The organism is Streptococcus toyakuensis, from assembly GCF_024346585.1.
GTDB lineage: Bacteria > Bacillota > Bacilli > Lactobacillales > Streptococcaceae > Streptococcus > Streptococcus toyakuensis.
On record NZ_AP024523.1, the window covers coordinates 214,808 to 228,231 of the forward strand.

Here is a 13,424-nt window from a genome sequence, read left to right on the forward strand (position 1 = left end):
TCATGTTATGACAAAAACAATTGCAATCAATGCGGGAAGTTCAAGTTTGAAATGGCAACTTTATCAAATGCCAGAGGAAAAAGTTCTTGCTAAAGGTTTAATTGAACGGATTGGTTTGAAAGATTCAATTTCAACTGTAAAATTTGACGGCCGTTCTGAACAACAAATTTTGGATATCGAAAATCACACACAAGCTGTTAAAATCTTATTGGATGACTTGATTCGTTTCGATATTATCAAGGCTTATGACGAGATTACAGGTGTTGGACACCGTGTTGTTGCAGGTGGAGAATATTTCAAAGAATCAACAGTCGTTGAGGGAGATGTTTTAGAAAAAGTTGAAGAGTTGAGCTTGTTGGCTCCTCTCCACAATCCAGCCAATGCAGCAGGTGTTCGTGCCTTCAAGGAATTGTTGCCAGACATTACCAGTGTAGTTGTTTTTGATACTTCATTCCACACAACTATGCCAGAGAAAGCTTATCGCTACCCTCTACCAACAAAATATTACACAGAAAACAAGGTTCGTAAATATGGTGCCCACGGTACAAGTCACCAGTTTGTAGCAGGAGAAGCAGCAAAACTCTTGGGCCGTCCATTAGAGGACTTGAAATTGATTACTTGCCACATCGGTAATGGTGCTTCTATTACAGCTGTTAAGGGTGGTCAATCTGTTGATACTTCAATGGGATTCACTCCACTTGGTGGTGTGATGATGGGAACACGTACAGGAGATATTGACCCAGCTATCATTCCTTACTTAATGCAATATACAGAGGACTTTAACACGCCTGAAGACATTAGTCACGTTCTTAATCGTGAATCAGGACTGATGGGGGTTTCAGGTAAATCTAGTGATATGCGTGATGTGATTGCTGCTATGGAAGAAGGGGACCACGATGCCACTTTGGCTTATGAAATGTATGTTGACCGTATCCAAAAACATATCGGGCAATACCTTGCAGTCTTAAATGGAGCAGATGCTATTATCTTTACTGCAGGTATCGGTGAAAATGCTGCAAACGTACGTGAAGATGTTATCTCAGGTATCTCTTGGTTTGGCTGTGATGTTGATCCAGAAAAGAACGTCTTTGGCGTGACAGGAGACATCTCAACAGATGCAGCGAAGATTCGTGTCTTGGTTATTCCAACAGATGAAGAATTAGTCATTGCCCGTGACGTTGAACGTTTGAAAAAATAACTAAAATCAGAAAAAATATTCCGTACAAGGAGTTGGGAAAGAGATTTTTCCAGCTTCTTTTTCTGATGGAAATGTCCAAAACCTTGCTATGATTGGCTTTTTTGAAAAATATGGTATAATAGTAGTATTTTAATAGATGGAGTTGAGTTTTGAAGAAAAACTTTCGTGTAAAAAGAGAGAAAGATTTTAAGGCGATTTTCAAGGAAGGGACAAGTTTTGCCAATCGCAAATTTGTTGTCTACCAATTAGAAAACCAGAAAAACCATTTTCGAGTAGGTCTATCAGTTAGCAAAAAGCTGGGGAATGCCGTCACTAGAAATCAAATTAAGCGACGGATTCGGCATATTATCCAGAATGCCAAAGGGAGTCTGGTAGAAGATGTCGACTTTGTTGTCATTGCTCGAAAAGGGGTCGAAACCTTGGGATACGCAGAGATGGAGAAAAATCTACTCCACGTATTAAAATTATCAAAGATTTACCAGGAAGGAAATGGGAGTGAAAAAGAAATTACAGTTGACTAGTTTGCTAGGACTGTCTCTATTGATCATGACAGCCTGTGCAACAAATGGGACAACTAGCGATATTACAGCCAATTCGGCTGATCTTTGGAGTAAATTTGTTTACTTCTTTGCGGAAATCATTCGCTTTTTGTCGTTTGATATCAGTATCGGAGTGGGAATTATCCTCTTTACGGTCTTGATTCGTACAGTTCTCTTGCCAGTCTTCCAAGTGCAAATGGTGGCTTCTAGAAAAATGCAGGAAGCTCAACCACGTATTAAGGCGCTTCGAGAACAATATCCAGGTCGAGATATAGAAAGCAGAACCAAGCTAGACCAGGAAATGCGTAAAGTCTTTAAAGAAATGGGTGTCAGACAGTCAGATTCTCTTTGGCCGATTTTGATTCAGATGCCGGTTATCTTGGCCTTGTTCCAAGCTCTATCAAGAGTTGACTTTTTAAAGACAGGTCATTTCTTATGGATTAACCTTGGTGGTGTGGATACAACCCTTGTTCTTCCTATTTTAGCAGCAGTATTTACCTTTTTAAGTACTTGGTTGTCTAATAAAGCCTTGTCTGAGCGTAATGGAGCTACGACTGCGATGATGTATGGGATTCCAGTCTTGATTTTTGTCTTTGGGGTCTATGCTCCGAGCGGAGTAGCGCTCTACTGGGCAGTGTCCAATGCTTATCAAGTCCTGCAAACCTATTTCTTGAATAATCCATTCAAGATTATCGCAGAGCGCGAGGCTGTAGCTCAGGCACAGAAAGATTTGGAAAATAGAAAAAGAAAAGCCAAGAAAAAGGCTCAGAAAACGAAATAATAAGGAGGAATCTGGTAATGGTAGTATTTACAGGTTCAACTGTTGAAGAAGCAATCCAGAAAGGATTGAAAGAATTAGATATTCCAAGAATGAAGGCTCACATCAAAGTTATTTCTCGTGAAAAAAATGGATTTCTTGGTTTATTTGGTAAAAAACCAGCTCAGGTTGACATTGAAGCTATTAGTGAAACAACTGTCATCAAAGCAAATCAACAAGCTGTGAAGGGTGTTCCTAAAGAAATTAATGAACAAAATGAACCAGTTAAAACAGTTAGTCAAGCGACCGTTGATTTGGGGCATGTTGTAGAAGCGATTAAAAAGATTGAAGAAGAAGGCCAAGGGGTTTCTGATGAAGTCAAGGCTGAAATCTTGAAAAATGAAAAACATGCTAATACCATTTTAGAAGAAACTGGTCACATTGAGATTTTAAATGAATTACAACTTGAAGAAACTGCTCTCGAAGAAGAAGTAGAAATTCCTATTCTTGAAAGCCAAGCCGAGCAAACTGAAAGTCAAGAACTAGAAGACTTGGGCTTGAAGGTTGAACCGAGCTTTGATATTGAACAAGTAGCTACGGAAGTAACGACTTATGTTCAAACAATTATTGATGACATGGATGTTGAAGCTACACTTTCAAATGACTATAACCGTCGTAGCATCAATCTACAAATTGACACCAACGAACCAGGGCGTATTATCGGTTATCATGGTAAAGTCTTGAAGGCCTTGCAACTGTTGGCTCAAAATTATCTTTATAATCGCTATTCAAGAACCTTCTACATTACAATTAATGTCAATGATTATGTTGAACACCGTGCAGAAGTCTTGCAGACCTATGCGCAAAAATTGGCGACTCGTGTTTTAGAAGAAGGGCGCAGTCATCAAACAGATCCAATGTCAAATAGCGAACGCAAGATTATCCATCGTATTATTTCACGTATGGATGGCGTGACTAGTTACTCTGAAGGTGACGAGCCAAATCGCTATGTCGTTGTAGATACAGAATAAGTAAAATCGGCTCTTTGTCAACTGTAGTGGGTTGAATAAAAGCTAACATCTGGAGAGGACAATCATTGTCTTCTCCATTTTTATATTCAGAGCGATAAAAATCCGTTTTTTGAAGTTTTCAAAGTTCCGAAAACCAAAGGCATTGAGTTTGATGAGATTATTAGTCGCTTCCAATTTGGCATTGGAATAGGGTAACTGAAGGGCGTTGATAGTCTTTTCTTTGTCTTTGAGAAATGTCTTAAAGACAGTCTGAAAAAGAGGATGAACCTGCTTTAGATTGTCCTCAATGAGTCCGAAAAATTTGTCAGGCTCTTTATTCTGAAAGTGAAAAAGCAGGAGCTGATAGTGGTCTTTCAAGTCTTCTGAATAGCTCAAAAGCTTGTCTAGGATTTCTTTATTGGTTAAGTTCATACGAAAAGTAGGGCGATAAAATCTCTTATCACTGAGTTTACGACTATCCTGTTGAATGAGTTTCCAGTAGCGCTTAATAGCCTTGTATTCATGGGATTTTTGATGAAACTAATTCATGATTTGGACACGCACACGACTCATAGCACGGCTTAAGTGTTGGAGTAAAACAGTCCAGTGGCCTGTTTTAGCCTGAGTTTAGAAATATAATAACGAAGGGTGAAAGCGATCCAGAACGATTTTTGCATTCGGGAGTGAAACAGTCTGGAAGACTGTTTCAGCCTGAGCCTAGAAATTCGAAAGCGAAGTTGTCTAGCTAAGTCATAATAAGGGCTAAACATATCCATGGTGATGATTTTCATTCGACATCGGACGGCTCTATCATATTTAAGAAAGTGATTTCGGATAACAGTTTGTGGTCTACCTTCAAGAACAGTGATGATATTGAGATTATCAAAATCTTGCGCAATGAAACTCATCTTCATTTCCCGATTGAAACAGTCACTCCCCTGACTATTTCAACGTCCTAGGACATAATCTTTGGTAGACGAGAAAAATCATGTTTAAAGTGAAAGTCATTGAGCTTGCGAATAACAGTTGAAGTTGAGATGGCTAGCTGATGATCAATATCGGTCATAGAAGTCTTTTCAATCAGCTTCTGATCAATCTTTTGGTTGATGATACGAGGGATTTGATGATTTTTCTTGACGAGGGAAGTCTCAGCGACAGCCTTTTTTGAGCACTGATAGCACTTAAAACGGCGTTTTTTAAGGAGAATTCTGGTAGGCATACCAGTTGTTTCGAGGTAAGGGATCTTAGACGGTTTTTGAAAGTCATATTTCTTCATTTGACTTCCGCAATCAGGGCAAGATGGGGCATCGTATTCCAGTCTAGTGATGATTTCTTTGTGGGTATTCTTATTGATGATATCTATAATTTGGATATTGGGGTCTTTGATATCGAGCAGTTTTGTGATAAAATGTAATTGTTCCATATGAATCCTTCTAATGATGGTTTAGTTGCTTTTCATTATAGATCTTATGGGACTTTTTTCTACACTAAAAAAGGCTCCATAATATCCATAGGGGATTTACCAACTACAAATATTATAGAGTCGTAAAATCAGGGTTCTCCTGATTTTTTGCTAGCTAGAGGAGATTAAACTGATGTTGAATAAGATAAGAGACTATCTAGACTTTGCAGGGATCCAGTATCGTAATCCAGATAAAGGGGGAGAAGAGAGAGAGAAGATGCTGGAATTGCGCCACAAAGGTCAAGAGGCCCGAAAGGCTTTTACAGAACTGGCTAAAGCCTTTCAAGCAAGCCATCCAGAATGGCAACTCCAACAGACTAGCCAGTGGATGAATCAGGCGCAACGTTTGCGACCGCATCTATGGGCCTATTTACAGTGTGAGGGGGAAGCGACAGAGCCTATGTTGGCCCTTCGTTTGTATGGAAGCCCTTCTGATTTTGGAGTTTCACTAGAAGTTAGTTTTATCGAACGTAAGAAGGATGACCGAACTTTAGACAAACAGACCAAGATCCTAGAAGTTCCAGTGGTAGAAGGAATTTATTATTTAGTCTATTCAGATGGAGAAAGTCAAAAGATGGAGGCTACTGAGGAAAATCGTCGTACTTTGCGTGAGAAGGTAAGCAGTCAAGAAATCCGAAAAGTTTTAGTGAAGGCAGATGTTTCTTTTATAGAAACTCAATCATTAGAAACGATTTTAGAAGAATTAGAAGAAGCTTATGAACGCTTACTTCCCTACTATCAGGCGACTAGAGAGTAGAAAACAAATGACTTATATAGAGTCGAATTGTTTGATTGCTATTCTATGTATTTTTTCATATAATAGTAAAATAGAATGTGTGATTTAGTAATCACCTCAAATAGAAAGGAAATTCTATGTCAAATCTATCTGTTAATGCAATTCGTTTCCTAGGTATTGACGCCATTAATAAAGCCAACTCAGGTCACCCAGGTGTGGTTATGGGAGCGGCTCCAATGGCTTATAGCCTCTTTACAAAACAACTTCGTATCAATCCAGCTCAACCAAACTGGATCAACCGCGACCGCTTTATTCTTTCAGCAGGCCATGGTTCAATGCTCCTTTATGCCCTTCTTCATCTTTCTGGTTTTGAAGATGTCAGCATGGATGAGATCAAGAGCTTCCGTCAATGGGGTTCAAAAACACCAGGTCACCCAGAATTTGGCCATACAGCAGGAATTGATGCTACAACAGGTCCCCTAGGTCAAGGGATTTCAACTGCCACTGGTTTTGCCCAGGCAGAACGTTTCTTGGCAGCTAAGTATAACCGTGAAGGCTACAATATCTTTGACCACTATACTTACGTTATCTGTGGAGATGGAGACTTGATGGAAGGTGTCTCAAGCGAGGCAGCTTCATACGCAGGTTTGCAAAAACTAGACAAGTTGGTTGTTCTTTATGATTCAAATGACATCAACTTGGATGGTGAGACAAAAGATTCCTTTACAGAAAGTGTTCGTGACCGTTACAATGCCTACGGTTGGCATACTGCCTTGGTTGAAGATGGAACAGACTTGGAAGCTATCCATGCTGCTATCGAAACAGCTAAAGCTTCAGGTAAGCCATCTTTGATTGAAGTGAAGACTGTTATTGGATACGGTTCTCCAAACAAACAAGGAACTAATGCCGTACACGGTGCTCCTCTTGGAGCAGATGAAACTGCAGCAACTCGTCAAGCCCTTGGTTGGGACTACGAACCATTTGAAATTCCAGAACAAGTTTATGCTGATTTCAAAGAACATGTTGCAGACCGTGGCGCATCAGCTTATGAAGCTTGGACAAAACTAGTCGCAGATTACAAAGAAGCGCATCCAGAATTGGCTGCAGAATTGGAAGCAATTATCGAAGGGCGCGATCCAGTTGAAGTGACTCCAGCAGACTTCCCAGCTTTAGAAAATGGTTTCTCTCAAGCAACTCGTAATTCAAGCCAAGATGCCTTAAATGTTGTGGCGGCTAAGTTACCAACCTTCCTAGGTGGATCAGCTGACCTTGCTCACTCAAACATGACTTATATCAAGACTGACGGACTTCAAGACGATTCCAATCGCTTGAACCGTAACATTCAGTTTGGTGTTCGTGAATTTGCCATGGGAACTATCTTGAACGGGATGGCCCTTCACGGTGGACTTCGTGTATACGGTGGAACTTTCTTCGTCTTCTCTGACTATGTGAAGGCAGCTGTTCGCTTGTCAGCCTTACAAGGACTTCCTGTGACTTATGTCTTTACCCACGATTCTATTGCGGTTGGGGAAGACGGTCCGACTCACGAACCAGTTGAGCATTTAGCAGGTCTTCGTGCTATGCCAAATCTGAATGTTTTCCGTCCAGCAGATGCGCGTGAAACGCAAGCAGCTTGGTACCTTGCAGTGACAAGCGAAAAAACACCAACTGCCCTTGTCTTGACACGTCAAAACTTGACTGTTGAAGAAGGAACAGACTTCGACAAGGTTGCAAAAGGTGCCTATGTTGTCTATGAAAATGCAGCAGACTTTGATACCATCTTGATTGCGACAGGTTCAGAGGTTAATCTTGCTGTCTCAGCTGCCAAAGAATTGGCTAGTCAAGGTGCAAAAGTCCGCGTAGTCAGCATGCCATCTACAGATGTCTTTGATAAACAAGATGCAGCTTACAAGGAAGAAATCCTTCCAAATGCAGTTCGCCGTCGTGTTGCAGTCGAAATGGGTGCAAGTCAAAACTGGTACAAATATGTTGGACTAGATGGTGCTGTTCTTGGTATTGATACCTTCGGAGCCTCTGCCCCAGCACCAAAAGTATTGGCAGAATATGGCTTTACTGTAGAAAATCTAGTAAAAGTCGTTCAAAACTTGAAATAATCCTAAAAATCAGGGCGCAAGCTCTGATTTTTCTTACTAGAAAAGCAAGGTACAATCTTGTAAAAGTAGCTGAAATTTGATATAGTAGTCCTATGTAAAAGACAAAGGAGAATACAATGAATCCAAATTATACATTTTTAATTATGCTTGTAGCGATGTTTGCCTTGATGTTCTTTATGCAACGCTCTCAAAAGAAACAAGCACAAAAACGTATGGAAAGCTTAAATAAACTGCAAAAAGGCTATGAAGTGATTACAATCGGTGGACTTTACGGAACAGTCGATGAAGTAGATACTGAGAAGAGAACGATTGTTCTTGATGTAGATGGAGTTTACTTGACTTTTGAACTAGCTGCTATCAAGACCGTATTACCGCTGAAAGAAACAGCTTCACTAGAAGGCGCAATTGAAAAATAAGACGGGATTACTAACTCCCGTTTTTCTATAAAAGAAAGGAAATGGGATGAAAAAACTAGTCTTTGTCTGTTTGGGGAATATTTGTCGCAGCCCTATGGCCGAGTTTGTTATGAAATCAATGACAGATAATTATGAAATCCAAAGTCGAGCGACTTCCTCTTGGGAACATGGTAATCCGATTCATAAGGGAACTCAAGGGATTTTTCAACAGTATGAGATTCCTTATGAAAAAGGCAAGACATCGCTTCAGATTAGTAAGGAAGATTTTGAAGCCTTTGATTATATTATCGGTATGGATGCTTCAAATGTTTCTGACTTACGTCAGATGTGTCCAGCAGACTGTAAAGATAAGATTTACTCATTCGCATCTGAAAGTGTTCCAGATCCTTGGTATACAGGAGATTTTGAGGAAACCTATCGACGTGTTCAAGAGGGTTGCAGGGCTTGGTTAGAATGTTTAGAAAAGGAGAGTGAAGATGGAAAATCTTGAGAATTTTTACGAGAAGTATCGTGTCTATCTGACTCGTCCACGTTTAGAGCTTTTAGCAGTAGTTGCCATTGTTTTTTGTGCTGTACTCGTCTTTTTTCTAAATATTCCCGGAAAAGGAGTTCTAAAGCTTGATAATGGAACGATTATTTACGACGGCAGTCTTATCCGTGGTAAAATGAATGGGCAAGGTACCATTACCTTCCAAAACGGGGACCATTATACAGGTGGTTTCAGCAATGGAGCCTTCAATGGAAAAGGTACCTTTCAATCTAAAGAAGGCTGGACCTACGAAGGTGATTTTGTAAATGGTCAGGCTGAAGGAAAAGGGAAACTAACAACAGAACAAGAAGTCGTTTATGAAGGAACTTTTAAACAAGGTGTTTTTCAACAAAAATAGGGCCTCCTTATCAAAGGAGGTATTGTTATAAGCTTTAAGTAAGCGCTTACCTGCAAATCCTTTTCTTTCCAAGTCTCTCTTCCAAGCAAGGTTGTGAAATAAAAAATTTTTGAAATAAATTTCACAAACTCTAAAGAAAAAGCTTGTGGAGAAAAGATAATGAGAAAAAATTCACAAGTAACCAAAAATTCTTTGTGAAATGTTTATGAAACTGTTTACAAAGTTGAAATAATGCGTTATAATAAACTTGTGAAAAAATTAACAAAGGATATCAATCCTTGAAAGCTATGGAGGAAAATATGGCTGATAAAAAAACTGTGACACCAGAGGAAAAGAAACTCGCTGCTGAAAAGCATGTCGATGGCTTGGTGCAAAAAGCTTTAGTTGCTCTTGAAGAAATGCGTAAACTCGACCAAGATCAGGTCGACTACATCGTAGCTAAAGCGTCAGTGGCAGCTTTGGATGCCCACGGAGAATTGGCTTTACATGCCTTTGAAGAAACAGGACGTGGTGTATTTGAAGATAAAGCAACTAAGAACTTGTTTGCTTGTGAACACGTAGTAAACAACATGCGTCACACTAAAACAGTTGGCGTTATCGAAGAAGACGATGTAACAGGTTTAACTCTTATTGCTGAACCAGTTGGTGTTGTTTGTGGTATCACTCCAACAACTAACCCTACCTCGACAGCAATCTTTAAGGCATTGATTTCATTGAAGACACGTAATCCAATCGTCTTTGCCTTCCACCCATCAGCTCAAGAATCATCAGCTCACGCAGCTCAAATTGTTCGTGATGCTGCGATTAAAGCAGGAGCTCCTGAAAACTGTGTACAGTGGATCACTGAACCATCTATGGAAGCAACTAGTGCCCTTATGAACCACGAAGGTATTGCAACAATCCTTGCAACAGGTGGTAATGCCATGGTTAAAGCGGCGTACTCTTGTGGTAAACCAGCTCTTGGGGTAGGTGCCGGGAACGTTCCAGCTTATGTTGAAAAATCAGCTAACATTCGCCAAGCTGCACACGATATCGTCATGTCTAAATCGTTTGACAACGGTATGGTCTGTGCATCTGAACAAGCGGTTATTATTGATAAAGAAATTTATGATGAATTTGTAGCAGAGTTCAAATCTTACCACACTTACTTTGTAAACAAAAAAGAAAAAGCCCTTCTCGAAGAATTCTGCTTCGGCGTGAAAGCAAACAGCAAAAACTGTGCTGGTGCAAAATTGAACGCTGACATCGTTGGTAAACCGGCAACCTGGATTGCAGAACATGCAGGATTTACAGTTCCAGAAGGAACAAACATTCTTGCTGCAGAATGTAAAGAAGTTGGTGAAAATGAGCCATTGACTCGTGAAAAATTGTCACCAGTTATCGCAGTTTTGAAATCTGAAAGCCGTGAAGATGGTATTTCCAAAGCTCGTCAAATGGTTGAATTTAACGGTCTTGGTCACTCAGCAGCTATCCACACAGCTGACGAAGAATTGACTAAAGAATTTGGTAAAGCTGTTAAAGCTATTCGTGTTATCTGTAACTCACCTTCTACTTTCGGTGGTATCGGGGACGTTTACAATGCCTTCTTGCCATCATTGACACTCGGATGTGGTTCTTACGGACGTAACTCAGTTGGGGATAACGTTAGTGCCATTAACCTTTTGAATATCAAAAAAGTCGGAAGACGGAGAAATAACATGCAATGGATGAAACTTCCTTCAAAAACATACTTTGAACGTGATTCAATTCAATACCTTCAAAAATGTCGTGACGTTGAACGTGTCATGATCGTTACTGACCATGCCATGGTAGAGCTTGGTTTCCTTGATCGTATCATCGAACAACTTGATCTTCGTCGCAATAAGGTTGTTTACCAAATCTTTGCTGATGTAGAACCAGATCCAGATATCACTACAGTTGAACGTGGTACTGAAATCATGCGTGCCTTCAAACCAGATACAATCATCGCTCTTGGTGGTGGATCTCCAATGGATGCTGCTAAAGTAATGTGGCTCTTCTATGAACAACCAGAAGTGGACTTCCGTGACCTTGTTCAAAAATTCATGGATATCCGTAAACGTGCCTTCAAATTCCCATTGCTTGGTAAGAAGACTAAATTCATCGCAATCCCAACAACATCTGGTACAGGATCTGAAGTAACACCATTTGCCGTTATCTCTGATAAAGCAAATAACCGTAAATATCCAATCGCTGACTACTCATTGACACCAACCGTGGCAATCGTAGACCCTGCTTTGGTATTGACAGTTCCTGGATTTGTTGCTGCGGACACTGGTATGGACGTATTGACCCATGCGACTGAAGCTTACGTATCACAAATGGCTAGCGACTACACTGACGGTCTTGCACTTCAAGCCATCAAACTTGTATTCGAAAACCTTGAAAGCTCAGTTAAGAATGCAGACTTCCACTCACGTGAGAAAATGCATAACGCTTCAACAATCGCTGGTATGGCCTTTGCCAATGCCTTCCTAGGTATTTCTCACTCAATGGCCCATAAGATTGGTGCGCAATTCCACACAATCCACGGTCGTACAAATGCAATCTTGCTTCCATACGTTATCCGTTACAACGGTACTCGCCCAGCTAAGACAGCTACATGGCCTAAGTACAACTACTACCGTGCAGACGAGAAATATCAAGATATCGCTCGTATGCTTGGCCTTCCAGCTTCTACACCAGAAGAAGGGGTTGAATCTTTTGCAAAAGCTGTTTACGAACTCGGTGAGCGCGTAGGTATCCAAATGAACTTCAAAGCACAAGGTGTTGACGAAAAAGAATGGAAAGAACATTCACGTGAATTGGCCTTCCTTGCTTATGAAGACCAATGTTCACCTGCAAACCCACGTCTTCCAATGGTTGACCATATGCAAGAAATCATCGAAGATTCTTACTATGGTTACAAAGAAAGACCAGGACGCCGTAAATAATTGTTATCAGCCTAGAGGCAGGAATTCCCTGTCTCTTTTCTTGTGGAATTGGAGTGTTGAAAATAATTTTTAGCTTTTCTATTTTTTACTTTTCATTTGAAAAGGAAAGTGGGAAATGACTAGGTAGACAAAGAAAGACAGCAGTATAGGCTTTTGAAGGAGAAAGAAAAATAAGTGGGGTATAGACAAAAAACAACGCCCGTACTTGCAATTCAACTCAAATAGTTATATAATAGGTTTGTTGAAAGGTGATTTGTAGTGATTCAAGTTACTCTTTTCACAATAAAAATTTCATGATTTTCATAAGGAGGAAATCACTAATGGTAGTTAAAGTTGGTATTAACGGTTTCGGACGTATCGGTCGTCTTGCTTTCCGTCGTATCCAAAACGTAGAAGGTGTTGAAGTTACTCGTATCAACGACCTTACAGATCCAGTTATGCTTGCACACTTGTTGAAATACGACACAACTCAAGGTCGTTTCGACGGTACTGTTGAAGTTAAAGAAGGTGGATTCGAAGTTAACGGTAAATTCGTTAAAGTTTCTGCTGAACGTGATCCAGAACAAATCGACTGGGCTAACGACGGTGTAGACATCGTTCTTGAAGCAACTGGTTTCTTTGCTACTAAAGCAGCTGCTGAAAAACACTTGCACGCTGGTGGTGCTAAGAAAGTTGTTATCACTGCTCCTGGTGGATCAGATGTTAAAACAGTTGTATTTAACACTAACCATGACGTTCTTGATGGTACTGAAACAGTTATCTCAGGTGCTTCATGTACTACAAACTGTTTGGCTCCAATGGCTAAAGCTCTTCATGATAACTTTGGTGTTGTAGAAGGATTGATGACTACTATCCACGGTTACACTGGTGACCAAATGCTTCTTGATGGACCACACCGTAAAGGTGACCTTCGCCGTGCTCGTGCTGCTACAGCTAACATCGTTCCTAACTCAACTGGTGCTGCTAAAGCAATCGGTTTGGTTATCCCTGAATTGAACGGTAAATTGGACGGAGCTGCTCAACGTGTTCCTGTTCCAACAGGTTCTGTAACTGAATTGGTAGCAGTTCTTGAAAAGAACGTTACTGTTGATGAAGTGAACGCAGCTATGAAAGCAGCTTCAAATGAATCATACGGTTACACAGAAGATCCAATCGTATCTTCAGATATCGTAGGTATGTCTTACGGTTCATTGTTTGACGCAACTCAAACTAAAGTTCTTGACGTTGACGGTAAACAATTGGTTAAAGTTGTATCATGGTACGACAACGAAATGTCATACACTGCACAACTTGTTCGTACTCTTGAATACTTCGCAAAAATTGCTAAATAATTCTTGAGTCGATAAAAAGCAAG

Annotated in this window: 11 protein-coding genes and 1 pseudogene; 11 read left to right on the forward strand and 1 reads right to left on the reverse strand. The window is 40.3% G+C overall.

The window, feature by feature from the left end; genetic code table 11:
* Positions 1-7: 7 nt before the first annotated feature.
* The 4 genes from STYK_RS01090 (at position 8) to jag (ending at position 3,525) form a co-directional block, all read left to right on the forward strand.
* A complete protein-coding gene (locus STYK_RS01090; RefSeq protein ID WP_033684718.1) occupies positions 8-1,198 on the forward strand; it encodes an acetate kinase in 1,191 nt (396 codons plus the stop codon).
* A 149-nt stretch (positions 1,199-1,347) separates the two neighbouring features.
* The gene (gene rnpA / locus STYK_RS01095; protein ID WP_033679593.1) at positions 1,348-1,719 is read left to right on the forward strand and encodes a ribonuclease P protein component; all 372 of its coding nucleotides are present in this window, start codon (positions 1,348-1,350) and stop codon (positions 1,717-1,719) included.
* Positions 1,694-2,518: a membrane protein insertase YidC gene (locus tag STYK_RS01100; RefSeq protein ID WP_261805085.1), complete on the forward strand. Its 825-nt coding sequence runs from the start codon at positions 1,694-1,696 to the stop codon at positions 2,516-2,518. The genes rnpA and STYK_RS01100 overlap by 26 nt, the downstream gene beginning before the upstream one ends.
* 17 nt (positions 2,519-2,535) lie before the next feature.
* A complete protein-coding gene (gene jag / locus STYK_RS01105) occupies positions 2,536-3,525 on the forward strand; it encodes an RNA-binding cell elongation regulator Jag/EloR (protein ID WP_261805086.1) in 990 nt (329 codons plus the stop codon).
* Between the two features lie 42 nt (positions 3,526-3,567).
* On the opposite strand, the pseudogene STYK_RS01110 reads toward jag, so the two are convergent.
* A pseudogene (locus tag STYK_RS01110) lies at positions 3,568-4,927 on the reverse strand (transposase).
* A gap of 172 nt (positions 4,928-5,099) precedes the next feature.
* Here STYK_RS01110 and STYK_RS01115 point away from each other — a divergent pair.
* From STYK_RS01115 to gap, 7 genes are all read left to right on the forward strand, one after another.
* On the forward strand, positions 5,100-5,723 hold the full coding sequence (locus tag STYK_RS01115) for a ribonuclease P (RefSeq protein WP_261805087.1): 624 nt from the start codon (positions 5,100-5,102) through the stop codon (positions 5,721-5,723).
* Positions 5,724-5,839: 116 nt separating this feature from the next.
* Positions 5,840-7,816: a transketolase gene (gene tkt / locus STYK_RS01120; protein WP_261805088.1), complete on the forward strand. Its 1,977-nt coding sequence runs from the start codon at positions 5,840-5,842 to the stop codon at positions 7,814-7,816.
* 116 nt (positions 7,817-7,932) lie between these two features.
* Positions 7,933-8,232, forward strand: coding sequence for a preprotein translocase subunit YajC (yajC, locus tag STYK_RS01125; protein WP_004257425.1), 300 nt, complete (start codon positions 7,933-7,935; stop codon positions 8,230-8,232).
* A 46-nt stretch (positions 8,233-8,278) separates the two neighbouring features.
* Positions 8,279-8,722, forward strand: a complete 444-nt coding sequence (locus STYK_RS01130; protein WP_120770666.1) for a low molecular weight protein-tyrosine-phosphatase — start codon at positions 8,279-8,281, stop codon at positions 8,720-8,722.
* Positions 8,709-9,119: an MORN repeat-containing protein gene (locus STYK_RS01135; RefSeq protein WP_238096596.1), complete on the forward strand. Its 411-nt coding sequence runs from the start codon at positions 8,709-8,711 to the stop codon at positions 9,117-9,119. Before STYK_RS01130 ends, STYK_RS01135 begins: the two co-directional genes overlap by 14 nt.
* Before the next feature lie 299 nt (positions 9,120-9,418).
* Complete coding sequence (adhE, locus tag STYK_RS01140; RefSeq protein ID WP_261805089.1) at positions 9,419-12,070, forward strand: bifunctional acetaldehyde-CoA/alcohol dehydrogenase; 2,652 nt, start codon at positions 9,419-9,421, stop codon at positions 12,068-12,070.
* Positions 12,071-12,390: 320 nt separating this feature from the next.
* On the forward strand, positions 12,391-13,401 hold the full coding sequence (gap, locus tag STYK_RS01145; protein ID WP_261805090.1) for a type I glyceraldehyde-3-phosphate dehydrogenase: 1,011 nt from the start codon (positions 12,391-12,393) through the stop codon (positions 13,399-13,401).
* Positions 13,402-13,424: the final 23 nt, after the last annotated feature.

Coding starts and splice junctions, on each gene's coding strand:
- STYK_RS01115 (WP_261805087.1), top strand. CDS start 5,100: ATGTTGAATAAGATAAGAGACTATCTAGACTTTGCAGGGATCCAGTAT.
- gap (WP_261805090.1), top strand. CDS start 12,391: ATGGTAGTTAAAGTTGGTATTAACGGTTTCGGACGTATCGGTCGTCTT.
- tkt (WP_261805088.1), top strand. CDS start 5,840: ATGTCAAATCTATCTGTTAATGCAATTCGTTTCCTAGGTATTGACGCC.
- STYK_RS01130 (WP_120770666.1), top strand. CDS start 8,279: ATGAAAAAACTAGTCTTTGTCTGTTTGGGGAATATTTGTCGCAGCCCT.
- yajC (WP_004257425.1), top strand. CDS start 7,933: ATGAATCCAAATTATACATTTTTAATTATGCTTGTAGCGATGTTTGCC.
- adhE (WP_261805089.1), top strand. CDS start 9,419: ATGGCTGATAAAAAAACTGTGACACCAGAGGAAAAGAAACTCGCTGCT.
- STYK_RS01090 (WP_033684718.1), top strand. CDS start 8: ATGACAAAAACAATTGCAATCAATGCGGGAAGTTCAAGTTTGAAATGG.
- jag (WP_261805086.1), top strand. CDS start 2,536: ATGGTAGTATTTACAGGTTCAACTGTTGAAGAAGCAATCCAGAAAGGA.
- STYK_RS01135 (WP_238096596.1), top strand. CDS start 8,709: ATGGAAAATCTTGAGAATTTTTACGAGAAGTATCGTGTCTATCTGACT.